Source organism: Parabacteroides sp. KHUB-02 (assembly GCF_056640955.1).
In genome coordinates this window covers 660653-687464 of sequence record NZ_JBWQEV010000001.1, presented here as the reverse complement: position 1 = coordinate 687464, position 26812 = coordinate 660653, and the positions used below count along the sequence as shown (strand labels likewise).

Below are 26812 nucleotides of genomic sequence, written 5' to 3'. Positions count from 1 at the left end.
ACGGATAACCTAATCTAACTTAATTCTAATACCATGAAAAACACTATATCTTAATAACAAGGCTTTTTAAAAAAGGTTCAATGGAATGAGATTTTAAACCTCTTATTTACCTTGGTTGTTGTAACAGGAAACGAAAACAAGGTGAGTCCGATGGATAATGATCTCTTAGATATAACAAAATTGAGGCGCTGGCGGATCTGGAAATTGAAACTTATTGACGCCAGACTTTATTTTGTAAGCATTTTCGTGGGATTGCTGACCGGGTTGGTAGCGGTACCTTATCACTATCTGCTCCAGCAGTTATTCAATAGCCGGAAACTTTTTTTCGACGGTCATTACCCTTGGTATTTCCATGTCTTGTTCTTCTTCACGCTATGGGGTATATTGCTTTGCGTGAATTGGATGGTCAAGAAGATGCCGCTGATTACCGGTGGGGGCATTCCCCAGACACGGGCGGTTATCAATGGCAGGATCACTTATAAAAACCCATTGACACAATTAATCGCCAAGTTCACGGGAGGGATATTAGCGATCAGCGCCGGCCTGTCCCTTGGTCGTGAGGGGCCGTGCGTACAGATCGGATCTTACGTGGGGAATATCATTTCCAAATGGGGACACGTATTGGCTGGAGAGCGCAAGCAACTTTTGGCCGCCGGCGCAGGTGCCGGATTGGCCGCCGCTTTCGCCGCTCCCCTCGCTTCCTCACTTTTGGTGATCGAGTCCATCGAACGGTTCGACGCTCCCAAGACCGCCATTACCACCTTGCTGGCAGGGGTCGTGGCGGGAGGCGTAGCGAGCTTGATTTTCCCCTTCAACCCCTACTCGCAGATTAGCGCTATTGCCCCGCAGGCTACTTTTATAGATCAACTGAAGTTGTTCTTATTTCTGGCCGTGGTTATTTCCGTCTTCGGGAAAATTTACTCGATGTTTACCCTTTGGTGCAAGGATTTCTTTACCAGACTGAAGCATCCTCCTTATATGAAGATGTTGTACCTGCTTATCATAGCGTATACGATCTCATTGACGGAGATCGACTTGACAGGAGGAGGCGAGCAATTCCTTATCATGCAAGCGATGCATGGATATCACCCCGTTTTATGGATAGCGGCGATGATGCTCATCCACTTGATATTCACGTCTCTCTCTTTCTCCTCCGGACTGCCGGGAGGGAATTTCATCCCTACACTAGTTACCGGGGGATTGTTCGGGCAGATCATCGCCTTATTATTGGTGAAGTATGGTTTCATTGAAACGGAGAGCATCAGCTATATCATGTTAATCAGCATGGTAGGTTTCTTGGTGGCGGTAGTCCGGACACCGCTGACGGGTATCGTCTTGATTACGGAGATAACCGGGCATCTGGACGTATTCTACCCCTCTATCATTGTCGGCGGGCTTACGTATTACTTCACGGAAATGCTACAGATAAAACCTTTTAACGTGGTTCTCTACGACGAGATGATCTCGACTCCAGCCTTCCGTACCGAAGGGCGTTCCAGCCTGTTCGTAGAGATCATGACAGGTGCCTATTTCGACGGGAAGGAGGTAGATCACCTCACCCTCCCCCAACGTTGTATCATCAAGACTATTCACCGGGATCGCAAGGACTTGGCTCCCGCCGGACAGACTCTTATCCCCGGTGATCAAGTAGAAATCGAGATCGATTCGCAGGATATCGAGAAGCTGTATGAGCCGCTGATTAGCATGGCGAACATCTATTAATCGCAGACCTGCCAATCGCCTCGAAAAGAAATGCCACACCAAGAATCCCCCGGTGTGGCACATCAACAAAACGCTACATTATCAGAAGTTATATTGAGCGGAAACATTAAGTCGGTTGGCGTGGCGGGTCATATCGTTGAAATCGGTACGCCAGCCTCTCAAGTACTCGGCGCCGACTTGCAGATTAGCGTTCACGTTCCAGAAAATGTTGGCTACCAAGTATTGACCGTAGCGGTATTGATCCGACGGGGTAACCGGGTAATCATTCTCGCTGTATAAACGAGTCTGGCTATAGGTGCTGGAGACGAATACCTTCGGCGTGATATTATACTGCAAGCCAGCGTACCAACCCATCATCGGAAGCACTTGCATCTTGCCTTTGGCCTCGGGGTCCGGAACCAGATCCACGTCCAGATTACTGATATCATTCAAGAACTGGCTGATCCCCCGGCCGTAAGTAGCCTGACCGTAGAAGTTCAGCTTGCTCGTCACATTGAACGTAGAGGCGGCAAACACGCCCCATCCGGCCTTAGACTCGGCCCGTTGCGCCACCAAGTTCTCGTACGTCATATTACGTACGATACCAGCTACACGGATATGGCTGCTCTTATTCCAAGCGTATTGGATATAGGCAGGGAAGTTCGGCATACGTTGGTTACTGATATTCACGCTTTGGTTCGTGATGCCATCCACCACTGGCATCTCGATACCTACACCCGCTTTCCATCCCTTACCGAAAGCACGCTCATAGCGTAACAGGGTGGCACGGCTGAAAACCTGTCCGGCAGGCCCCGCATAATCGATCGAGGGCGGAAGAGCGGCCAGATCCATGAAGGTACTATAATCGTAACCCATCGTGAAACCAAGGAAAGACACATAGGCGTTCTGAAGCTCGAAGACCTTGCTGCCTCCCCGGAAGTTACCCGCCGTATACACGACAAAATCCCCGAGGTGTTTGGTACGACCCACTAATTTCAAGAATATCGTACTGGTAGTAGCGTCCATCTGGAACTGGTTACGGACGTAGTTCTGCCCACCATTCGGGATCATGGACGGATAGAAATCGACATCATCCGAAATCCCGCCGAAATCATACTCCGCCGTAGCCTTCACGTAACCGCCGATACCCAAGGCGAAACGTCCCTTACGATCGGTCAATACGAAGCGGGGGGCTTTCGGGTCGTGGAAACGAGGGCTCTGCGTCTCATTCATTATCCTCACGATTTCATCACCTGCCTTGTCTTGGCTGACAAGGACTATCGAATTTGGCACGTCATCCTCGATGACCACCTTTTGAGCCTTAGCGGGAGCCGATAAGAATCCCATACCTAGCAGTAATACTGCCCCTTGTACAAATAGTCTCATAAATGTGTTTTGTTTAGATTAATTACCTACCTTGAACAAGGCTATAAAGAAAAGGTTCTGATTTTAACAACCCTACGAGCACTTTTTCCACCCTATTGCCCGTTCAAAAAATATTCATATATTTGCGGAATATATTACTTGGGATGAGAAGATTTTTATTGTTCATACTCGCTGTTTTTTACCTCGGGGTTTCCTCCGGGTTTGCGCTGAATTACCATTATTGTATGGGTAAGTTGGCGGAGGTGAGTTTGCAGTATCTTGACACTTGCCCCAGTTGTGGTGAGGCGGGCACGTCCCATAAGTGCTGCTCTACCGAGACGGAATATGTTAAGTTATCCGTCGATCAGGATGTGGCGAATACGCTCGTGCAATTGTCCGCTCCTGTCGCTGTAGTTTTGTTGTTCGATCTACTCGACTCCTATAAGATCGCCGGGCGAGACGAGACAACACGTTCCAATCCCTTTATTAATCCACCCAAGGAGAATAGCGCTATCCCGTTATTCGTCCATCATTGTACTTTTTTGATTTAGCGTATAGGCTTCCTTTTTAAAAGGCGATTTACGTCTGTTTACGCACGAGTACCGGCGTAATCTATTGCGAGTACTGGAGTAATCCACCGCAAGTACTGGAGTAATCCATTGCAAATACTGGAGTAATCCATTGCGAGTACTGGCGTAAAGCATCACGAGTACTCATGTGATCGCTTGCCTTCAAAGACGAACAAATAAGCGTTCTCATATGTTTTCAAATCATAAAAGCTCATTCAAATGTTAAACAGAATCATTTGTTACTTCCTTGAGAACAGGGTGGTAACCTTACTTTTACTAGTGCTGATTATCGTATGGGGCATCTCCACGTCCCCCTTCAATTGGCACGGGGGGATCATTCCCCGGAATCCGATTCCGGTAGACGCCATCCCCGATATCGGCGATAACCAGCAGATCGTGGCCACGGAATGGATGGGCCGCTCGCCGAAGGATATACAGGACCAGATCACTTATCCGCTGACCACCTCTCTTTTAGGTATCCCGGGAGTGAAGACGATCCGTAGTTCCTCCATGTTCGGGATGTCCTTCATATACATTATCTTCGATGACGATATAGAGTTCTACTGGAGCCGTTCCCGTATATTGGAGAAGCTGAACTCCCTGCCTCCGGGAACCTTGCCGGAAGGCGTACAGCCTACCTTGGGACCGGACGCTACCGCCCTCGGGCAGATCTATTGGTATACGCTGGAAGGACGGGACCCCAAGACCGGTAAACCTACCGGAGGCTGGAACGCCGAGGAGTTGCGTACGATACAGGATTTCTACGTCAAGTACACCTTATCCTCCGCCGAGGGGGTATCCGAGGTTGCCTCGGCGGGCGGTTTCGTGAAGGAGTACCAGATCGAGTTGAACCCGGATGCCATGTACGCCTTCAACGTCTCCGTGATGGATATCATGAGCGCCATCAAGAAGAGCAACCTCGATATCGGCGCCGAGACAATGGAGATCAATAAGGTGGAGTACCTGATCCGGGGCTTGGGGTATATCAAGAATGTAAAGGATATAGAGAATGCTGTCATCACCGTGCGGGAAGGCGTGCCGGTTCGCATATCGGACGTGGCGTTCGTGAATATCGGTCCGGGAACCCGACGGGGAGGGCTGGACAAGGAGGGTGTGGAGGCCGTGGGCGGAGTGGTCGTAGCCCGCTATGGCTCCAACCCCTTGGAGGTTATCAATAACGTAAAGGCGAAGATCAAGGAGATGGAACCGGGATTGCCCCAGAAGGTACTGGCGGACGGGACGGTCTCCAAGGTAACCGTCGTGCCGTTCTACGACCGTACGGGGCTTATCAAGGAGACGATCGGGACGTTGGAGACCGCCCTCTCCCACGAGATATTGATCTGCGTGATCGTTATCATCGTGCTGGTGCTCAACCTAAGGGCCTCTATCGTTATCGCCAGCATGTTACCGATAGCGGTGCTCGCCACGTTCATCATCATGCGTTATACGGGGATAGCGGCGAATATCGTGGCTTTATCGGGTATAGCGATCGCCATTGGCGTGATGGTGGATGTAGGGGTCGTCTTCGTGGAAAGTATCATCCGTTACCGGGAGATGCCCGAGAACAGGCATATACAGGGGGGAAAGGCGTTTGTCAACCTTATTTATAAGGCGGTAAGCGAGGTGTCCGGGGCGATCAGCACGGCGATGATCACGACGATCGTCAGCTTCCTCCCCGTCTTCACCATGGAGGCGCAGGAAGGGAAGATGTTCTCGCCCTTGGCCTACACCAAGACGTATGCTTTGGCTTCCGCCTTCGTGCTGGGATTGATCTTGCTTCCTTCCCTATCGTATTGGTTGTTCTCGATAAAGATCCATTCAAGGCAGATACGGAAAATACTGAATTACCTGTTGATCGTGGCCGGAATCGCCTTACTTATTATCTATGGCAGTATTCCCGCTATCGGGCTAACGGCAGTCGGGTTGAATAATCTATTGTCCGGGTATTGGAAGAAGCCTCAGATGAGCACTTATATCAATATCGGTATCACCCTCTTTGTCTCGATCTATTACCTGTCCGAGGAATGGTTGCCGATGGGGCCGCAAAAAGGGATGCTCGCCAATATCCTGTTCGTGGCGGGTTGCGTAGCCATCATCCTAAGCATCCTGTGGCTGCTCGTTATGTATTATGAGAGGATATTGCGCTGGTGCTTGGATAACCGCTGGAAATTCATGTTGATTCCGGGAGCTACCATCGTATTCGGTTTCTGGATATGGAGAGGCATCGGACAGGAGTTTATGCCTAGCCTGAACGAAGGTTCTTTCCTACTGATGCCGACTAGCATGCCGCATTCCGGTATCGAGCAAAACCTTGATTATATAGAGGCGCTCGACAAACGGCTGGCCTCTATCCCCGAGGTGGAGACCGCCATCGGTAAATGGGGCCGTGTAAACTCCGCCCTCGATCCAGCGCCGGTACAGATGTTCGAGAATACGATCAACTACCGTCCGGAATATATCCTGAATGAGGACGGGAAAAGGGAACGTTTCAAGGTAAACCGGCAAGGGGAGTATCTCCTAAAAGATGGAGGCGTATATAACCCCAAAGACGGTTTCCGGCTGATTCCCTCAGACAGCCTGATCCCAGACGCTAAAGGCGATTACTTCCGCCAATGGCGACCGGAGATCAAGAACACGAACGATATCTGGCAACAGATCGTGAACGTCACCCATCTTCCGGGATTGACTTCCGCCCCGAAGCTGCAGCCTATCGAGGCCCGTCTCGTCATGTTATCCACCGGTATGCGTGCCCCGATGGGTATCAAGGTGTATGGCCCGGATCTGGAGACGATCGAGAAAGCCGGAAAGGCGATCGAGAAGGCATTGAAAGAGGTACCCTCCGTTATCCCCTCTTCCGTATTTTACGACCGTGCGGTAGGCGCCCCTTATCTGGAGATCGAACTGAACCGTGAGAATATGGCCCGTTACGGCGTAAACGTGGAGGACTTGCAAGAGATATTAAGTGCCGCTGTCGGTGGCATGGTACTGACCCGCACCGTGGAAGGCAGGGAACGTTTCCCGGTGCGCCTACGCTACGCTCGTGAGCTTCGAGATAATCCAGAGGCGCTAGGTATGATCCTCGTACCGACCGCCACTGGGGCGCAAGTCCCGCTTAAAGAGCTTGCCGATATCAACTATACCCGTGGAGCGCAGATGATCCAAAGCGAGAACACTTTCTTGGTAGGCTACGTCATCTTCGACAAACTGGCGGGGAAGGCGGAAGTGGATGTCGTGAAAGAGGCTTCCCGCATCCTTGAGCAACAAATAAAGGAGGGAGGGTTGAACCTTGATCCCGGCGTATCCTATAAGTTCGCCGGCAATTACGAGCAGCAGGAGCGTGCCACCAGCCGGCTGATGATCGTCGTTCCCCTCGCCTTGTTGATCGTCCTGCTGGTTCTATACTTTCAATTCAAGACGGTCACTGCCTCACTGATCCATTTCTCCGGGGTGTTCGTGGCCTTCGCCGGAGGTTTTATCTTGCTATGGCTTTACGGACAGGATTGGTTCATGAACTTCTCCATCGCCGGAGAGAATATGCGGGATCTTTTCCAGATGCACACGATCAATCTGAGCGTGGCAGTCTGGGTCGGTTTCATCGCCTTGTTCGGTGTGGCTACGGATGATGGGGTATTGATGGGAACCTACATCCATCATGTATTCCTCGAGCGAGACCCCCGCACCAAGCACGATATCCGGGAAGCGGTAGTAGCCGCCGGACTGAAACGGGTACGCCCTGCGGCCATGACTACAGCCACTACCCTGATCGCTTTGCTCCCCGTACTTACCTCTACCGGTAAGGGGGCGGATATCATGGTACCGATGGCTATCCCTACGTTCGGAGGAATGCTGATCCAGAGTATGACCATGTTTGTCGTTCCCGTCCTGCAATGCTGGTGGCGGGAGAACGCTATAAAGAAAGAACAAAAGAATAAAATTCAAGAGGAGGTAACGACTTATGAGATATAAAAGAATCAGATCAATCATCATGGCAGGTGTACTGGGGATGCTAAACGTCCTTTTCGCTTACTCCCAGCCGGCCGATAGTTTAGGCTATTATCTGGAACTGGCGGCACGTAACAATCCGCAGATCAACGCCGACTTCTCCCTGTATAAGGCATCTTTGGAGAAAGTCCCGCAAGCCGGAGCCTATCCGGACCCGGAACTGGAGATCGGTTTCTTCCTGAAACCGATGGAGATCTTGTCCGGAAAGCAAATAGCGGATTTCACCTTGATGCAAATGTTCCCTTGGTTCGGTACCCGGAAGGCGGCCCGCAACGAGGCGACCGAGATGGCCCGGATGGCTTACGAACAATTCCGTAACAGTCGCAACAACCTGTATTACGAGGTGAAGAGTCAATGGTACCAGCTTTGCAATATCAGCGAGCAATATAAAAATACGCAGGCGAACCTTCGTCTGCTAGACCAGTTGGAACAGTTGGCATTGAACCGCTTCTCCGCTCCGTCGGCGAAGGCGGGCGGTTCCTCCGTCCTACCCTCCCCCGTATCTTCTGCTCCATCGACTCCTCCCGCCGTATCCGGTGGAGGTATGTCGGGTATGGGAGGCAGTAGCATGGGAAGCCCTACGGTACAAAGCACGGGAGCATCCGGTAGTACGATGTCCGGAATGTCCGGCGGTAGCCCTATGGGTGGAGGCTCTATGGGAAGTGGCAACTCTATGGGCGGAATGTCGGACGTACTGCGAATCCAGATGGAGAAGGTAGAACTGGAGAATACGCTAGCCTCCTTGTTATCGCAACGGAAAACGGCCGAGGCTGCTTTTAATACGTTGCTCAATCAGTCGCTAGCTACCCCGATTTCCGTCCCCGACTCGTTGGAACGGCTTCCTCTCTCATGGAGTGAGTCGATGGCTCTTGACAACGTCATCTCCAACAACCCCATGCTTACCATGCTGGAGGCGGAAGGAAACGCTTACCGAGCCAAGGCGGAGATGGACAAGAAAATGAGTTACCCCATGCTAGGTATCGGCCTCCAGTATTCCTTGATCGGGAAGAAACCAGAGGATATGTCTATGGGCTCTATGTCCGGTATGAACGGAAAGGATATGTTCATGCCCATGCTAAAGATCAGCCTTCCTATCTTCCGTAAGAAATATAACGCACAGCAACGGGAAAGCAAGCATTATTGGAAATCCAGCGAGTTGAAGTACGAGAACACGATGAACCAACTGCAAGCCGAGTATATCCGTATTACCCAGCAATTGGAAGATGCCGCACGGAAAATCGATTTGTACCAGAAACAATACGATCTATCGTTGGCCACCTACCAACTGATCGTCCGGGAATTCTCGACAGGAAGTACGACCTTGACCGACGTGATCCAAGTGGAGCGACAAATGTTGGACTATCACTTGAAGAAAAGCGAAGCGATAGCGGAATATAATACCCAAATCGCCGGAATCGAGAAATTAATATCCACCTCTGTAAACGAATAAGAAAATGAAAAATATAAATGAAACCGTAAAATCCAAGTACCTGATATATATCCTGTTCCTAGCGGGCGGCCTCTTGTTGGGCTGGCTTCTGTTCCATAACTCCGATACCGACAGCCATACGTCACAAGCGAGCGAGACCGGCACGGAAGTTCACGACCCTACGCATGGCCACGACCTCCAACAGAACGAGGCCGGCGAGTGGACTTGTTCCATGCATCCCCAAATTCGCCAAGACAAGCCGGGTAAATGCCCTATCTGCGCCATGGATTTGATCCCCGTACGTAAGAGCTCCTTCTCCGACAAGGCCATCGATCCCAACGCCATTCAGCTTTCGGAAGAAGCAGCAGCCTTAGCGGACGTACAAACCTCCAAGGTATCCCGCCAGAATCCGGTCAAGCAAGTCCGTTTATACGGCAAGATCGTACCGGACGAGCGTAGCCTGCAATCTCAAACAGCCCATGTAAGCGGACGCATCGAGAGCTTGAACGTTGATTTCACGGGTGAGACGGTGCGTGCCGGACAGACCCTCGCTACCCTCTACTCCCCAGAGCTTTTCACCGCCCAGCAAGAATTGTTGGAAGCGATCCGCATGGGACAATCTCAATTGATACAGGCCGCCCGTGAAAAACTATATTTATGGAAGATGACAGATGCCCAGATCGCCGCTATCGAGAAGTCCGGCTCTATCTCCCCGGTTGTAGAGATCAAGTCGAACACGAGCGGTATCGTCCTGTCCAAGCGGGTAAGCCAAGGTGATTATGTATCCCAAGGAGCTATCCTTTTCGACGTGGCGAACCTCACGAAGGTATGGGCCTTGTTCGACGCTTTCGAGGTGGATCTCCCTTTCCTTAGCAAAGGTGATCCGGTGGAATTTACCTTGCAAGCGCTACCCGGCAAGAAGTTCTCGGGTAAGATCTCTTTCATCGACCCGATCTTGAACACGACGACCCGTACCGCCAAGGTCCGTGTAGAGGTACCGAACGCCTCTTTGGAGCTCAAGCCCGAGATGTACGCCACGGCAAACGTAAGCGCCCCGCTCCGCAACTATAAGAACGAGATCGTCGTACCGCAAACCGCTGTGCTCTGGACGGGTAAACGTGCTATCGTGTACGTAAAGCAACCGGATACGAATACCCCCGCTTTCTTGATGCGTGAGGTGGAGCTAAGCCCTTCCCTTGGTAACTCTTATGTTATCTTGAATGGCTTGCGAGAAGGTGAGGAAATCGTAACCAACGGAGTCTTCGCCATAGACGCCAGCGCACAGCTGGAGGGAAAAACTTCCATGATGAATAACGGCGACGAGCCCGCCAAGCCTATGACTGGGCATGAGGGGCATATGATGCATGCGCAAAGCGCCACGGGGGTAGCCTCCGAGCATGCCATGTTCGGTGTCAAAGGCTCTTGCAATATGTGCAAGGAACGTATCGAGAAAGCGGCAAAAGGGGTAAATGGTGTGTTATCCGCTCATTGGGACAAAATTATATAGAAAAATCGAGTTTTTCTACACCGGCACAATAAAAACCGAGGCCAGCGCGCAAATTCTGCTTCATACTTCGTTTAATTGTTACGAATGTCCTATATTTAAGGAGTGTAATAAAAAATTTCAAATATGGACAAAGACAGAATTGTGGCCGGCCTTGATGTCCACAAAGATACAATTTATCTCTGTGTGATTGATAATACCGAGGTCGTTATTTTTGCAAAAGTTTATGGTACATTGACTCCTGATTTAGAACTTATGTGTTCCGAGATGGTTTCTCATGGGGTGACAGAGGCAGCAATGGAAAGCACTTCGACCTATTGGGTCCCTGTGTGGAATGCCTTGTGCGAGAGCATGTCTCTCAAATTGGTAAATCCTTATTTTATAAAGCAGCTTCCCGGTCGCAAGAGTGATGTGAAGGATGCCCACTGGATAGCGGAATGCTTGTTGAAGAATCTGATTCGTGGAAGTTTTGTGCCGGATAAGAGAGTGCAGGACATGCGCAAGTATAACCGTCGCATCTTCGACCTGAATGAAGACCTGACGTATAACAGCAATAAACAGGACGCTGCTTTACAGCGATGTGGTTTTCGGTTAAGTAACTATGTATCCCGAGTCAATGGAAAAAGCTATCAGAAATGCGTCCGTGCAATAATAACCGGGATAACCGACCCTGAGGAGCTGGTGAAACTCATTCATGGAAAAACTCTACGGAAATACGGACGCAACATCATAAAGGATGCCGTAACGGGTGACTTTCATCAGGCAGACATCTGTTTGTTAAAGCAATACGCAGAGCTTATAGAGGTAATCGAGCGACAAATCGAAGAATGCAGGAATGCTCTCATTGCCATGTGCCAGGAACACTTCCCGAAACAATTCAAACGTCTACAGAGTATCCCCGGTGTTAAAGAACGCGCCGCTTCGGCTATAATTGCGGAGACCGGGGCTGATATGAAATCGTTTGAAAAAGCAACAAACCTTGTGGGATGGTGTGGATTGAAACCACGTAATGATATAAGCAACAATAAAGTCAAAAGCAACAGGACGACGCATGGGAACCGATTCCTGCGTCAGATATTGATTGAAATATCCTGGGTCGCATCAAGAACCCGAAACTGCTTTTTCTCAAATTTCAGCTACGTGCAATGCACCCAACGCCATAAGAACAAGATGAAGATACAAGTGGCCATCGCCCGAAAGCTATTGGTTGCAGTATGGCACATGCTGACAAAAGACGAGGATTTTATAGATGTTTACCTCAAGCGGCTTGAAAAGCAGGCGGAATGGCAAAATGATATTCAAGCATTAGAATCGTTATTGGTCGGATAGACCTTTCCGATATACCTCTATCGACAACATAATTATCTTTGTGCTGCCACATGAGCGCGTTTACAAAATTATTGTATCCATAGAGGGATTGGACACCGGCGTAGTCCTTTCAGGCTGAAGAGGAAAGTAACAAACTTTACTAGTTCAGACGACAAAATACTTGTCGCCTTAGGCGTTTTGTGGGAAAATGTACGGACTATAAGTATAATTAATTAGATACAAGTAAGTTACATACGAATAGAAGAGCGGGGGATTTTTCTTTTTAGAGGAAAGATACCCAGATGATCCATCTCCAGTACGATCCCCAAAAGACCTCCACGAAAGCGATCAGCAAGGCGATCGCTAAAGTAGGCCATGACACGGATATGGATAAGGCGGATAAAGCCGTATATGATAAGCTACCGGCTTGTTGCCACTATAGATAAAGTATTGGACACTCGGAGGTGTGTCAAAAGTGTGAACATGGCACGCAGATAACGCTGATTGAGCAGATGACCGCAGATTTATGATATGAAAATCAATATATTATCTGCGCAAATCTGCTAAATCTGCGTGCCATAATACCAACTTTTAACACACCCTCCTTATTAGTAAAGATTCCAACGAAAAGAAGCGACTGCTTTAGCGGGAACCTCGTAGGTAAACAAACGTTCGCCGCTGTTTACCGTTATATTTTTAGTCCCGTCCGTATTATTTAGTAATACGAGCGCTTCCGTTCCATCTAAATTCTCGAAGGCGGAATACATAATCCCATCAGCCGTATACCCTTTAGAGCCGATCCGTACTGCCCCCGGTTTCACCACAGAGGATAAATGACCGATAATATAATAATGAGAATTCCGGGTAATCGTCTTATAATCCGAGCGATCGATATCCACGGCACCATAACAAGTCTGGCAACCACCCTCTCGGTTCGGTCCCCGCTCGTTGTCCAGCATCAAGTTCCATACGATAACTGCCTTACACCAGTTATTCACCGTACCCAAGGCCGTCTCCTCCATATCTTCCATCAAGCGTTTCTCTAAGTTACGTCCATCATTCCACATGCCGATAGAAGTTTCCGTAAATATTAATTCTTTATCGGGGAACTTGCCGTTTACGTTATTCAACTCTTCCCGGTCGCCCCCGTAATTATGGTAAGCGGCACCTGTCAGGAAAGAAGCGGCATTCTCATCCTCGTAGATTTTCATCGGATAGCCTTGCTGCTCCAACATATTATCGTAATTGTAATTATGGTCGAAAGCGTAGATCTTCGTCTTGAGGCCAGTCTCTTTCAGTTTAGGGCCTAGAGCGTCACGCACGAAAGAGAGTTGCTCCTCCCATCCCATAAATAAGGAAGCGGAATTTCCTCGGTTCAAAGGTTCGTTTTGGGGAGTTATCGCCTCGATAGGAATCCCCTCGGCCTCCATCGCCTGTATCCATTTCACGAAATAGGTAGCGTAATCTTGATAATAGGCGGGATTCAGCTGTCCGCTAGTCCACGACTCGAACGGGCGCAAATCCTTTAAGTTATCCACCTTCATCCATCTTGGACAAGTCCAAGGCGATCCCAAGATTTTTATAGAAGGGCTGATCGCCAAGATCTCCTTCAAGATCGGTATCACATACTCCTTCTCCTCGCTCTGCAAGGCGAAATTCTCGACACCCTTCGTGTCACAACAAGTATACTCACTTAAAGAAAAGTCCGAGCAGCCAATCGAGATACGGATATAGCTATACCCCATCCCCTCCGTATCAGAGAAAGTCTCTTTCAGGAAAGCTGTCCGATCCTCGGGAGCCATCCGCATCAAGTTATAGCAGGTAGAGCCTGTCACGGCGGCGCCAAAGCCATCCATCGTCTGATAGCGCACCGAAGGGTCTATCGTTATCACGGAAGGCGAGGCGGCTTGTTTGTCCCCCAAGGCGATCTCACTTCTCACGAAATCTTTCGCACGATCGTTTGTCGTGACATACACCGTTACATTGTCCGAGGTCTTCGCTCCAGAACATGCGTTCAAGCAAATCAAGACCATTAATAAAGAAAAGAGAACCATACGTATTAAATTAAATAGTTTATCGAATTACCGGGTTTCTGAACCTTTCAAGATCGCATTCACGTGATTCTTTAAGATGTGGAAGGCAGGAGCGGCCATCGATCCATGATCATATCCGTCCAACTCATAGATATAAGTATTCTTATGTCCGGCCACTTTCATCATACGCCAAAAATAGGCGTTCTCCTCATAGCGGCCCAGCATCTCCATCTCCCGGTCGCCCGAGACGATAATCAATGGAGGAGCGTCAGGACGTACGTAAAACAAAGGGGCGAACTCGTCGATACTCGGTTGGGTATCTTTTATCCCCTTCGCCTGCCGATAAGCGAAATGGCTGATCGCATGACCGCTGAAAGGGATTAATGCGGCGATGGAATCAGCATCTATCCGGTACTTAGTCAACCACTTCTTATCCAGTCCGACCATATTTGTTAAATAACCTCCAGCGGAATGACCTGAGACAAAGATTTTACGCCTATCCCCACCATACTTCTCAATTTCGCTGAATGTCCAAGCGACAGCGGCGGCGGCATCATCGATACAATCGCTCAACGTGGCTTTGGGTAGCAGACGGTAATTTACGGCGATAACGGCTAATCCGCAGTTCTTCAATTCCTTCGGGATGAATTTGCTACCTCCCGACAAGCCGCCTCCGTGAAACCAGACTACCGTAGGGAAGTCTTTTGCGTTCTCGGGATAATAAAGATCCAATTTACAACGTTCCACCGCATATGGATTTTTCGATTGGGTATAAGAGATATCTCTGACTATTTTATAGTCTTGATCTTGCGCCGCAAGGATATTACAGATAAACAGACTAAATAGAAATAAATAGATTTTCTTCATGATATTAGATAATAGATTTAATACATCAAATTTAATATAAAAAAAGGAGTCACCCCTTACGGACTGACTCCTCTCCATCGGCTATCGCCTTCTTCAAGACGGCGGCTACCTACTCTTCCACTGTTACGCAGTACCATCGGCGTGACGAGGCTTAACTTCTCTGTTCGGAATGGGAAGAGGTGGATCCCTCGTGCTATAGCCACCTTAATTTCATTATCAAGATTTTGACCGGACATCAATCCGAAGAGACCAGCTTCGCCTTATCGCCTTAAAATATATCAACCCTCACGTGAGGAAAGTCCCGGGCTATTAGTACCACTCGGCTCGGACGTCGCCGCCCTTACACCTGTGGCCTATCAAGGTCATCGTCTATAACCACCCTTCAGGGAGATCTAATCTTGAGGCCGGCTTCGTACTTAGATGCTTTCAGCACTTATCCGATCCGTACTTAGATACCCGGCGGTGCCCCTGGCGGGACAACCGGTAAACCAGTGGTACGTCCGACACGGTCCTCTCGTACTAGTGTCAGAGCCCCTCAAATCTCCTGCGCCCACGATAGATAGAGACCGAACTGTCTCACGACGTTCTGAACCCAGCTCGCGTGCCACTTTAATGGGCGAACAGCCCAACCCTTGGGACCTTCTCCAGCCCCAGGATGTGACGAGCCGACATCGAGGTGCCAAACCATTCCGTCGATATGAGCTCTTGGGAATGATCAGCCTGTTATCCCCGGAGTACCTTTTATCCTTTGAGCGATGGCCCTTCCATGCGGAACCACCGGATCACTATGCTCTAGTTTCCTACCTGATCGAGTTGTATCTCTCCCAGTCAAGCGCCCTTATGCCATTACACTCTACGACCGGTTACCAATCGGTCTGAGGGCACCTTTAGAAGCCTCCGTTACGCTTTTGGAGGCGACCACCCCAGTCAAACTACCCACCATACAGTGTCCTCCCGTCCGGGAGTTAGAACTCAAACAACCGAAGGGCCGTATTTCAACGGCGGCTCCAAGGATACTGGCGTACCCCCTTCAAAGCCTCCGGCCTATCCTACACATCGTCTGCCCAAATTCAATGTAAAGCTATAGTAAAGGTTCACGGGGTCTTTTCGTCCCATCGCGGGTAATCGGCATCTTCACCGATACTACAATTTCACCGAGCTCACGGTTGAGACAGTGTCCAGATCATTACACCATTCGTGCAGGTCGGAACTTACCCGACAAGGAATTTCGCTACCTTAGGACCGTTATAGTTACGGCCGCCGTTTACTGGGGCTTCAATTCAACGCTTCTCTCGCGATGACATCTCCTCTTAACCTTCCAGCACCGGGCAGGTGTCAGGCTGTATACGTCATGTTTCCATTTAGCACAGCCATGTGTTTTTGTTAAACAGTTGCCTGGACCTATTCTCTGCGCCTCGCCTTACGACGAGGACCCTTTATCCCGAAGTTACAGGGTCAATTTGCCTAGTTCCTTAACCGTGAGTCACTCGAGCGCCTCAGTATTCTCAACCCGACCACGTGTGTCCGTTTACGGTACGGGTGCCGCATGGATAAGTTTAGCGGATTTTCTTGGGAGCATGGTTACGTCCATATTACGTTGCGCAAGCGCTCCGTATACTCTCAGGTTCGACTCTCCCCGCGGATTTGCCTACGGGAATCAATATCTACACCCTTCAACCGGCTATTCCGTCAGCCGGCAGGACTGTCACTTCTCCGTCTCCACGTCACTCCATGAGGCAGTATGGGAATATTAACCCATTCTTCCATCGGCGTCGCCGTTCGGCTTTGCCTTAGGTCCCGACTCACCCTGATCCGATTAGCGTTGATCAGGAAACCTTGGTCTTTCGGCGGGGGGGTTTCTCGCCCCCCTTATCGTTACTCATACCTACATTTGCTTTTCCATGCGCTCCAACAAGGGTCATCCCTCATCTTCGACGCCGCATGGAATGCTCCCCTACCATGTCTTACGACATCCACGGCTTCGGCAGATCGTTTATGCCCGATTATTATCCACGCCAGATCGCTCGACTAGTGAGCTGTTACGCACTCTTTAAATGAATGGCTGCTTCCAAGCCAACATCCTAGCTGTCTCTGCGATCCGACCTCGTTAGTTCAACTCAACGATCATTTGGGGGCCTTAGCCGGTGGTCTGGATTCTTCTCCTCTCGGACACGGACCTTAGCACCCGCGCCCTCACTCCCTGTAAATATATATCGCGCATTCGGAGTTTATCTGGACTTGATAGGCGGTGAAGCCCTCGCATCCAATCAGTCGCTCTACCTCACGATATACTATAAAGAGGCTGCACCTAAATGCATTTCGGGGAGTACGAGCTATCTCCGAGTTTGATTAGCCTTTCACCCCTACCCTCAGCTCATTGGAAAGCTTTTCAACGCTTACCCATCCGGTCCTCCAGTTGGTGTTACCCAACCTTCAACCTGGCCAAGGGTAGATCACTCGGTTTCGCGTCTACCCCCCCCGACTGGCCGCCCTCTTCAGACTCGCTTTCGCTTCGGCTCCGTACCTTAGGTACTTAACCTTGCCGGGGAAGGTAACTCGTAGGTTCATTATGCAAAAGGCACGCCGTCACATATTGCTATGCTCCGACCGCTTGTAGGCAGACGGGTTCAGGGTCTATTTCACTCCCCTGCTCGGGGTTCTTTTCACCTTTCCCTCACGGTACTGGTTCGCTATCGGTCTCTCGGGAGTATTTAGCCTTACGGGATGGGCCCCGCTGTTTCACGCAAGATTTCTCGTGCCCCGCGCTACTCAGGATGCCACTAGGCTTCAATCGTCAGTCGTGTACGGGGTTTTCACCCTCTATGACCGCCTTTTCCAAGGCGTTCCACTTGACTCTATCTTGCCACGTCGTGGTCCTACAACCCCCGTGTCGCCTAGACGACATGGGTTTGGGCTCTTCCGTGTTCGCTCGCCACTACTTACGGAATCATTGTTTATTTTCTCCTCCTATGGGTACTTAGATGTTTCAGTTCCCCACGTTCGCCTCCCTTACGGGATGGCAGGCCTTCAGCCTGCCGGGTTGCCCCATTCGGATATCCCGGGATCAAGGGCTATTTGCGCCTCCCCCGGGCTTTTCGCAGCTTATCACGTCCTTCGTCGCCTCCGAGAGCCAAGGCATCCACCGTCTGCCCTTGCTTACTTTCTCTCACCTCGTACATACGTACGGGTTGATATATCTTAAGCTCGCTCTACTTGTTTCTTCTTTTTGATGTCCAATATGTCAAAGATCCTCTTTCCCTCGCGGGATGCGTGGAGAATAACGGATTCGAACCGTTGACCCTCTGCGTGCAAGGCAGATGCTCTAGCCAGCTGAGCTAATCCCCCTCATTCGGAGTAGTCCCAGGCAGAGTTGAACTGCCGACCTCTACATTATCAGTGTAGCGCTCTAACCAACTGAGCTATAGGACTGTCAACTTTGCCAAGACTTACGTCCCAGCTTCATCTTTTTCTCTCCGACCGGCCTTCCGGTCATTGATCTATATAATAAACATAATCTCAACAGCAGCACAAGGCGATCGATACCTCGCATGACCTCGGTACGGAATCCTTCGCTCCAGAAAGGAGGTGTTCCAGCCGCACCTTCCGGTACGGCTACCTTGTTACGACTTAGCCCCAGTCACCAGTTTTACCCTAGGCCGATCCTCGCGGTTACGGACTTCAGGTACCCCCGGCTCCCATGGCTTGACGGGCGGTGTGTACAAGGCCCGGGAACGTATTCACCGCGCCATGGCTGATGCGCGATTACTAGCGAATCCAGCTTCACGGAGTCGGGTTGCAGACTCCGATCCGAACTGAGACGTGGTTTGGGGATTCGCTCCCTGTCGCCAGGTGGCCTCCCTTTGTCCACGCCATTGTAACACGTGTGTCGCCCCGGATGTAAGGGCCGTGCTGATTTGACGTCATCCCCGCCTTCCTCGCAGCTTACGCTGGCAGTCCCACCAGAGTCCTCAGCTTTACCTGTTAGTAACTAGTGGCAAGGGTTGCGCTCGTTATGGCACTTAAGCCGACACCTCACGGCACGAGCTGACGACAACCATGCAGCACCTCGCAAATCGCTATTGCTAGAGGCTCTGTTTCCAGAGCGGTCGAAATGCGTTCAAACCCGGGTAAGGTTCCTCGCGTATCATCGAATTAAACCACATGTTCCTCCGCTTGTGCGGGCCCCCGTCAATTCCTTTGAGTTTCACCGTTGCCGGCGTACTCCCCAGGTGGATCACTTAACGCTTTCGCTGTGCCGCTTACACTGTATCGCAAACAGCTAGTGATCATCGTTTACTGCGTGGACTACCAGGGTATCTAATCCTGTTTGATCCCCACGCTTTCGTGCATCAGCGTCAGTCATGGCTTGGCAGGCTGCCTTCGCAATCGGGGTTCTGCGTGATATCTAAGCATTTCACCGCTACACCACGCATTCCGCCTGCCTCAAACATACTCAAGCCTCCCAGTTTCAACGGCAATTCTATGGTTGAGCCACAGACTTTCACCGCTGACTTAAAAGGCCGCCTACGCACCCTTTAAACCCAATAAATCCGGATAACGCTCGGATCCTCCGTATTACCGCGGCTGCTGGCACGGAGTTAGCCGATCCTTATTCATAAGGTACATACAAAACAGGACACGTCCCGCACTTTATTCCCTTATAAAAGAGGTTTACGATCCATAGAACCTTCATCCCTCACGCGACTTGGCTGGTTCAGGCTTACGCCCATTGACCAATATTCCTCACTGCTGCCTCCCGTAGGAGTTTGGTCCGTGTCTCAGTACCAATGTGGGGGACCTTCCTCTCAGAACCCCTATCCATCGTCGGTTTGGTGGGCCGTTACCCCGCCAACTGCCTAATGGAACGCATGCCTATCTATCAGCGATGAATCTTTAGCAAATATCCCCATGCGGGGCCCCTGCTTCATGCGGTATTAGTCCGACTTTCGCCGGGTTATCCCCCTCTGATAGGCAAGTTGCATACGCGTTACTCACCCGTGCGCCGGTCGCCACCCGGTATTGCTACCTGTGCTGCCCCTCGACTTGCATGTGTTAAGCCTGTCGCTAGCGTTCATCCTGAGCCAGGATCAAACTCTTCGTTGTTTAAATTGTTTTATTATCCTCGCTCCGGAATCCGTTATTGTAGTCCAAAGTCATACTTCTTTGACGGTATCAATCCGGAAAATTAATTTTCCTAATACTTGTACTACTTGTTGAATTATGTAAATCTCTCAAAGGACTCTTTTGTCGCTTTCGTTTTGCGAACGTGGATGCAAAGATAAGTGTTTTTCTTTTAAACTTCCAAATTATTTCAGAACTTTTTTCAAGAAAAATTTGTTTCATTATTTCGGTATCGCCGTTCTCTCTCGAATGCGGGTGCAAAAGTAACGCTATAAAACATAACCTCCAAACATTTTCGGCATTATTTTTCAAGTTTTTTCTCATGGCTCAACAATCCTTACTTTTAATGTACGCACACGATAAAGGCACATATATTTATCTGTACTGATGTTGACAATATCTGGATGGGCATGGAAATAGGTTTCAAGTTTCAAGGTTTCACGAACCCCTTTTCCTCACACACGCACAAGTACATATAATACAGTTCCTCATGATCGCTCCGTCCGCCTCGGGTAAAAACATCATGTCGTGGCTACGCAAGTTCTTCGAGGCTATCCATCCCGCATAACAAACATAAAGGGATTTATTTGAAACCTATATAATGTACGCATCGTGTGTGTGAAGAAAAAGGTTTCATGAAACCTTGAAACTTGAAACCTGCCTATAGTCATTTTTTAATTCGATACACGCATAAGCAAAGAAGAGCCATACGATAGACTTAATTCCTTCAAGCCAATGACTTAAATCAAAGAGCGCAAAGAGCTAAGTCATCAAGCGCAAAGACTCAACTTCTCATCCCCCAAGTTCCAAGTCCTTTATGCACCTTAATCCACAACTAATTAAAAAATCTGATAACAGAACACGAATGTCCGCTCTCATCAGTCCGACACATTGAAGCGTATTCCCACAGGGTCATCATATTGTTTTTGCAGCTTATAAAGCTCGTCTCGCATGCGTTTCGTCACTGCCTCGTAGCTGGGCTTACCGTAAAGGTTATTCATCTCGTGGGGATCTTCTTGGAGGTCGTAAAGCTCCCATACGTCGATGTCGTTGTAGAAATGGATCAATTTATAACGATCGTCACGTACGCCGTAATGACGCTTCACGGAATGCTCGGCGGGATACTCGTAGTAATGATAGTAAAGGGAGTTACGCCAGTTCTCCGGCCGCTCGCCTTTCAGCAAGGGAAGCAAGGACTCGCCTTGGATGTCGGCTGGGATGGGGGCTCCGGCCAGTTCCAAAAAAGTGGGGGCGTAATCAATATTCTGCACGAGCTGCGGGATATCACCCTTCTTGCCACCCGGCAGACGCATCAGCAACGGGGTGCGGAAGGATTCCTCATACATGAAGCGCTTGTCGAACCAGCCATGCTCGCCCATGTAGAATCCTTGGTCGGAGGTGTAGACGATCAACGTATTATCCAGCAAATCGTTCTTCTCCAGATAATCGAGCACGATACCGATGTTCCGATCCACGGAATGGATCACCCGAAGGTAATCGTGCATATAACGCTGGTATTTCCACTCAGCCAGCTCCTTACCCGTGCGTTTCTTCGCCTTGAAGTCTTGGATGATCGGATCGTAATAGGCGTCCCAAGCGGCTTTCTGGTCCGGATTCATGCGGTTATAAAGCTCACGGCCGTACTTCTCCAGATCGGCGTTGGAGGAATGGATCTCGTTCTCCTTATCGGCCATTTTCAAGTCGTATACGATATCCATATCCTTGATGATGCTCATCTCCTGCTCCGAGGCGGCGATGCGGCCGGCGTAATCGTCGTAGAAGTTCTCGGGCAGCGGGAAGGTCACATCATCGTAAAGACGCAGGTCGCAGGTATCGGGCATCCAAGTACGGTGCGGGGCCTTATGGTGCAGCAGGAGGCAGAAAGGCTTGCTCTTGTCTCGTTTATTGTCCAGCCAATCAAGAGCCAGATCGGTCGTGATGTTCGTGGCGTACCCTTCGATCTGACGCTTCTCGCCGTTATCGATGAAGATGGGGTTATAGTAATCGCCTTGGCCTACGAGGATGTTCCAGTAATCGAAACCGGTGGGATCGGAGGTGAGGTGCCATTTGCCGATCATGGCGGTTTGGTAGCCAGCTTTACGCAATAGCTTCGGGAAGGTCTGCTGCGAGCCGTCGAAGGTATGGGCGTTATCGATGAAGCCGTTCTTGTGGCTGTGCTTGCCGGTCAGCATGCAGGCACGGCTGGGGCCACTGATGGAGTTGGCTACGAAGCTATTGGTGAAACGTACGCCCTCATTTGCGATGCGGTCGATGTTGGGGGTTTGGATGTATCGCTTGTCGTAGGCGCTGATGGTTTGGAAGGAGTGATCGTCCGTCATGATGTAAAGGATATTCATGGGCTTGGCGGGCTGCCCGGACGTATTCTCTTTTTGGCTACAGGAGGTGGAGGCTATCGCCGCCAGACCTGTCAGAATGAATAGTTTATTTGTTTTCATGTATTCCGCTTAGATTTATGTTGTTTTGATTGATTTTGCCTAAATACACTCAGTTACAGACTTGTAGAGACAGGGCATGTCCCGTCTCTACAATTGGTGATATTAACCTTGGTGGTATTAGCCGAGGAGGTCTTTCAGCTTGCCTTCGGATTGCAGCTTCACGATCAACTCGCCAAACAGAGTATTCGTCCAAGCGAACCACGAGCGGGTGTAATCGGAAGGATTGTCCTTATGGAAAGACTCGTGCATGAAGCCCGTGCCTCCGTCCGTATCACGAAGCGTCTCTATGCAATACCGGATCTCCTTCTCGTCGTTGGAAGTCGTAGCACGCATGATCAAGCTCATCGGCCAGATATAGTTGAAACCGATATGCGGACCGCCGATGCCCTCGCCGGCCTTTCCCTTGAAGAAGTAAGGGTTGGAAGGGCTCAGCACCAAGCGACGGGTATTCTGGTAAACCGGGTCGTTCACGTCCACGCAACCCAAGAACGGCAAAGCCAGCAAGCTCGGTACGTTAGCGTCGTCCATGAAAACACGGCTGCCGTAGCCATCCACCTCGAAGGCGTATACCTTACCGAATTCCGGATGCTCCACGATGGCGTATTTCTTCACGGCCTCCTCTACCTCGTTGGCCAACGCCTCGCAACGGCCGGCCAAGTCCGTGTTATTTCTTACGACACGAAGAATCTCAGCCACCTGACGAAGCGAGGTGATAGCGAACAAGTTCGATGGTACCAAGAAGCCGAACAGCGTAGCGTCGTCGGAAGGACGGAAAGAAGAGACGATTAGGCCCACCGGGTTCACCGGGCTACCCCAACCATCGTTCAAGAGGGTATCGCCTTGGCGGTCCGTCACACGGGAGAAACGGTACGGCCCGAGGCTATCCTTGCGCTGTTGCTCACGGAAGGTACGGTAAACGGCCTCCATTGCCTGCTCCCATTTGCTGTCGAATACGGAGGTATCGCCAATCTCTTTCCAATAATGATACGCCAAGCGGATCGGGTAGCAAAGCGAGTCGATCTCCCATTTACGCTCGTGAAGCTCTTTCTTCATCTCCGTGCGGTCGCTCTCCCACTCGCTCCCGGTAGGGCCTTCGTTGAAGCCGTTAGCGTAGGGATCGATCAGGATGCAGGCGGTCTGGCGATTGATAGCTCCGACCAGCATTTGCCGCAAGTCCTTATCCTTCTTCGCCAAGGTGACGAAGGGGTAAACCTGCGCCGAGGAGTCACGCAACCACATGGCGTGAATATCTCCGGTGATCACGAACGTATCCGGCTTGCCGTCTACCATCTTGAACTCACAGGTCGTGTCCAAGGTATTCGGGTAGCAGTTCTCGAACATCCAAGCCAGCTTCGGGTCCTTGATACGGGCCTTGGAAGCCTTCAGTTGCTCCTCTACCGCCTTGGAGGTAAACTTACGGGCCTCGGGAGCCGGGCGCTTGCTGGCGTAATCGCCGGTCACCTTAGAGGCGATCGTGCTAAAACTCTTTTTATTGTCGGGCGTACTCACGGCGGAGTATACCTTCTCGCCAACCAACAGGCCGGCCAAGGAAATAGATCCTGTTTTCAGGAAATTACGTCTTGTAGTCATTTATATAGTTTTTATGGTATTATATTCCAGTGGCAAAGTTAAGAAAAAAAATAAAGGCTCCCAATCCTTTTCGGACCGGAGCCTTCGCCAACTCAATAATTCCTTAAATTAGCCTAAATACGATTTTAGAAGCTTGCTACGAGTTCCTTGTCTTAATCTTCTGATTGCTTTTTCCTTGATCTGGCGGACACGCTCTCTAGTGAGGCCAAATTTGTCGCCAATCTCTTCCAATGTCATTTCCTGACAGCCAATACCGAAAAACATCTTGATTATCTCACATTCTCTTTCGGTCAGTGTAGCAAGCGCTCTATCAATTTCCTTAGCCAATGACTCGTTCATTAACGACCGGTCCGCGATAGGAGCGTCATCGTTCACAAGCACATCCAAAAGGCTGTTGTCTTCGCCTTCCACGAACGGGGCATCCACGGAAATATGACGTCCGGACACCTTCAAGGTATCGGAAATCTTATCCACCGGGATATCCAACTCATCAGCAAGTTCCTCTGGAGACGGTCTGCGCTCGTTTTCCTGCTCGAACTTGGAGAAGGCCTTGCTGATCTTGTTCAGCGAGCCTACTTGGTTCAACGGAAGACGCACGATTCTTGACTGCTCTGCCAAAGCTTGCAGAATAGATTGGCGAATCCACCATACAGCATAGGAAATAAACTTGAAACCTCTCGTCTCATCGAATTTCTCGGCAGCCTTGATCAAGCCTAAGTTACCCTCATTAATAAGGTCGGGCAAACTCAAACCTTGGTTCTGATATTGCTTAGCCACAGAAACGACGAAACGGAGATTCGCACGGGTCAATTTCTCTAACGCCCTACGGTCTCCTCTTTTGATAGCCTGTGCCAATTCCACTTCCTCTTCTACCGTGATAAGATCTTCTCGACCAATCTCTTGAAGATATTTATCCAGCGAAGCGCTTTCGCGGTTGGTAATGGACTTTGTGATCTTTAATTGTCTCATTCAATTTGTTTAATTGAGAATACGGGGTGCAAAGATAACCATTTTTGTTGAAAGAATTGGCTGGATGCACCCCACATCCAGCCAATTAAAAACCTTTAACAATCTTTTCACACCTATAAGACTACAGTCCTTGTTTATCTTATTCGGCAAGATCTATCGCATAGTACTTCGTACGTCCGTTCGGGTAGAAGCCTTTAATGAAGAGGCCTTGATCTTCCGTACGTCCTTGAAGTATGCTTTCCACAATCTTTTCCAAGTCTTCCGGAGCAGAGATCTTCTGGTTGTTTACAATCATGATAATGAAGCCTTTCTTTATACCGGCGTCTTTCAGTTTGCCGCTGGTCAGACCGCTGACCTCGATACCATAACTTACACCTAACTTACGTTTCTGCTCGTCGTTCAAAGCCTTGAACGCTGCGCCCATAACCTCTGCGCTGTCACCACCCTTCACGACCTTGGTGCTACCTTGCGCATTACGGAGTTCTACCGTGAATTTCTTCGTGCTACCGTTGCGGTTGATCGTCAACTCTACCTTGTCGCCCGGACGGTATTTGCTGATCTGCTCTTGCAAAGCGCTAGACGATTTGATCTTCACGCCGTTCACAGCTACAATCACGTCACCCTTCTCGATTCCGGCTTCCTTAGCGGAGCTGCGCTCGGCGAAACCACCTACGTAAGCGCCCTCGAATACTTTCACTTTCTCTTTCTCAGCGTCGGGCACGTATTGCGGGTCTTGTATCAATACACCTAATACAGCACGCTGCACGGTTCCGAATTGCTTCAAGTCGTTAGCCACCTTACCGGCGATGCTGATAGGCACGGCGAAAGAGTATCCGGCGAAGTTACCGGTCTCGGAGTAGATAGCGGTATTGATACCGACTAACTCGCCTTTCGTGTTCACTAGCGCCCCACCACTGTTACCCGGGTTCACGGCGGCGTCTGTCTGTATAAACGACTCGATCTTGCTACGATCCTTGCCGCCGGCGCCGATGTTACCACGGCTCTTAGCGCTCACGATACCTGCCGTAACGGTAGAGGTCAAGTTGAACGGGTTACCTACCGCCAACACCCACTCACCTACTTTCAACTTCTCAGAATCACCAAAGGGGATCGTAGGTAAGTCGGTTGCCTCGATCTTGATCAAGGCGATATCTGTTGTCGGATCAGCCCCTATAATCTTTGCCGGGAATTTCCGGTTATCGTTCAAGGTAACCTCCAGCTCATCGGCTCCGTCGATCACGTGGTTGTTCGTGATGATATAACCATCCGTAGAGATAATGACACCCGAGCCGGCGCCCACACGAGGTTGCTGTTGCGGACGTTGGAACCCTCCACGGCCACCGAAGCCGAAGAAATACTCGAACGGGTCCATATACTGCTGACCGCCGTCCCCGTTAGAGGCTTGCGCGTTAGCCGTGGCCTTGATATGGACAACCCCGTGGATGGCGCTCTCGGCGGCCGTAGTGAAATCGATATTCTCGGCGGCCACGGTTCCATAATTCGTCAATCGATACGGTTGCTTGAAGGTATTCTCAACTCCGGAGGCCAACTCCACCGGACGTTGATTCTTATTCATCAGGTAAGTACTCGTTCCGATCGCGGCACCAGAACTAATGGCTGCTATCAGAGCAACACCAAGCACATTCTTCCAGATATTTTTCATACTTTTCTTATTTAATTAAACACTTAAATTTAACAGTTTCTTTACGGCAAAGAAAACTCAAAAATTGTGCGGATATTCCATTTCCATCGTATTTTTTATCACTTTTAACGAGGCATCACAGGGGCTTAACCGCACTTAACAGTACTGTGTATTGCAAAGTACCTTTTTAACAATTAAACAGCAGACGAATTGACAGTTGACACGCGATAACTGACAGTCGGCAATCGATAAATGA

Annotated in this window: 12 protein-coding genes, 2 tRNA genes, 3 rRNA genes and 2 pseudogenes; 7 read left to right on the top strand and 12 right to left on the bottom strand. The window is 49.9% G+C overall.

Annotated elements, in window-relative coordinates; genetic code table 11:
- The first annotated feature begins 150 nt into the window (after positions 1 to 150).
- Positions 151 to 1722: a ClC family H(+)/Cl(-) exchange transporter gene (locus ACYIA1_RS03150; RefSeq protein WP_005866120.1), complete on the top strand. Its 1572-nt coding sequence runs from the start codon at positions 151 to 153 to the stop codon at positions 1720 to 1722.
- An 81-nt stretch (positions 1723 to 1803) separates the two neighbouring features.
- On the opposite strand, the gene ACYIA1_RS03145 is transcribed toward ACYIA1_RS03150, so the two are convergent.
- The gene (locus tag ACYIA1_RS03145) at positions 1804 to 3087 is read right to left on the bottom strand and encodes a DcaP family trimeric outer membrane transporter (RefSeq protein WP_005866118.1); all 1284 of its coding nucleotides are present in this window, start codon (positions 3085 to 3087) and stop codon (positions 1804 to 1806) included.
- A 143-nt stretch (positions 3088 to 3230) separates the two neighbouring features.
- Between ACYIA1_RS03145 and ACYIA1_RS03140 the strand changes: the two genes are divergently transcribed.
- The 6 genes and pseudogenes from ACYIA1_RS03140 to ACYIA1_RS03115 form a co-directional block, all read left to right on the top strand.
- Positions 3231 to 3617 (top strand): HYC_CC_PP family protein, encoded by a 387-nt coding sequence (locus tag ACYIA1_RS03140; protein WP_041525575.1) that lies wholly within the window; start codon positions 3231 to 3233, stop codon positions 3615 to 3617.
- A gap of 237 nt (positions 3618 to 3854) precedes the next feature.
- Complete coding sequence (locus tag ACYIA1_RS03135) at positions 3855 to 7601, top strand: efflux RND transporter permease subunit (RefSeq protein ID WP_217773514.1); 3747 nt, start codon at positions 3855 to 3857, stop codon at positions 7599 to 7601.
- Between the two features lie 19 nt (positions 7602 to 7620).
- Positions 7621 to 9087, top strand: a complete 1467-nt coding sequence (locus tag ACYIA1_RS03130; RefSeq protein WP_232284059.1) for a TolC family protein — start codon at positions 7621 to 7623, stop codon at positions 9085 to 9087.
- 4 nt (positions 9088 to 9091) lie between these two features.
- Positions 9092 to 10564 (top strand): annotated as a pseudogene (locus ACYIA1_RS03125) (efflux RND transporter periplasmic adaptor subunit); the annotation flags it as partial.
- Positions 10565 to 10696: 132 nt separating this feature from the next.
- The gene (locus ACYIA1_RS03120) at positions 10697 to 11899 is read left to right on the top strand and encodes an IS110 family RNA-guided transposase (protein WP_480334055.1); all 1203 of its coding nucleotides are present in this window, start codon (positions 10697 to 10699) and stop codon (positions 11897 to 11899) included.
- A gap of 269 nt (positions 11900 to 12168) precedes the next feature.
- A pseudogene (locus ACYIA1_RS03115) lies at positions 12169 to 12324 on the top strand (heavy-metal-associated domain-containing protein); the annotation flags it as partial.
- A gap of 162 nt (positions 12325 to 12486) precedes the next feature.
- On the opposite strand, the gene ACYIA1_RS03110 reads toward ACYIA1_RS03115, so the two are convergent.
- The 11 genes from ACYIA1_RS03110 to ACYIA1_RS03060 form a co-directional block, all read right to left on the bottom strand.
- Positions 12487 to 13932 (bottom strand): glycoside hydrolase family 30 protein, encoded by a 1446-nt coding sequence (locus ACYIA1_RS03110; RefSeq protein WP_480334340.1) that lies wholly within the window; start codon positions 13930 to 13932, stop codon positions 12487 to 12489.
- Between the two features lie 27 nt (positions 13933 to 13959).
- On the bottom strand, positions 13960 to 14778 hold the full coding sequence (locus ACYIA1_RS03105) for an alpha/beta hydrolase (protein ID WP_121961066.1): 819 nt from the start codon (positions 14776 to 14778) through the stop codon (positions 13960 to 13962).
- 96 nt (positions 14779 to 14874) lie between these two features.
- A 5S ribosomal RNA gene (gene rrf / locus ACYIA1_RS03100) occupies positions 14875 to 14985 on the bottom strand.
- Between the two features lie 83 nt (positions 14986 to 15068).
- Positions 15069 to 17944, bottom strand: a 23S ribosomal RNA gene (locus ACYIA1_RS03095).
- Between the two features lie 105 nt (positions 17945 to 18049).
- Positions 18050 to 18123, bottom strand: a tRNA-Ala gene (locus ACYIA1_RS03090).
- A 10-nt stretch (positions 18124 to 18133) separates the two neighbouring features.
- Positions 18134 to 18207 (bottom strand) — tRNA-Ile (locus ACYIA1_RS03085).
- A 149-nt stretch (positions 18208 to 18356) separates the two neighbouring features.
- A 16S ribosomal RNA gene (locus ACYIA1_RS03080) occupies positions 18357 to 19881 on the bottom strand.
- Together the 16S, 23S and 5S rRNA genes with 2 tRNA genes alongside form the textbook arrangement of a ribosomal RNA operon.
- Before the next feature lie 896 nt (positions 19882 to 20777).
- The gene (locus ACYIA1_RS03075; RefSeq protein WP_154397467.1) at positions 20778 to 22355 is read right to left on the bottom strand and encodes a sulfatase family protein; all 1578 of its coding nucleotides are present in this window, start codon (positions 22353 to 22355) and stop codon (positions 20778 to 20780) included.
- 117 nt (positions 22356 to 22472) lie between these two features.
- Entirely contained in the window at positions 22473 to 23945 is a 1473-nt protein-coding gene (locus tag ACYIA1_RS03070) for a glycoside hydrolase family 125 protein (RefSeq protein WP_195318974.1), read from the bottom strand.
- 108 nt (positions 23946 to 24053) lie between these two features.
- On the bottom strand, positions 24054 to 24914 hold the full coding sequence (locus ACYIA1_RS03065; protein WP_005641668.1) for a sigma-70 family RNA polymerase sigma factor: 861 nt from the start codon (positions 24912 to 24914) through the stop codon (positions 24054 to 24056).
- A 139-nt stretch (positions 24915 to 25053) separates the two neighbouring features.
- Positions 25054 to 26577, bottom strand: a complete 1524-nt coding sequence (locus tag ACYIA1_RS03060) for a Do family serine endopeptidase (protein WP_480334337.1) — start codon at positions 26575 to 26577, stop codon at positions 25054 to 25056.
- Positions 26578 to 26812: the final 235 nt, after the last annotated feature.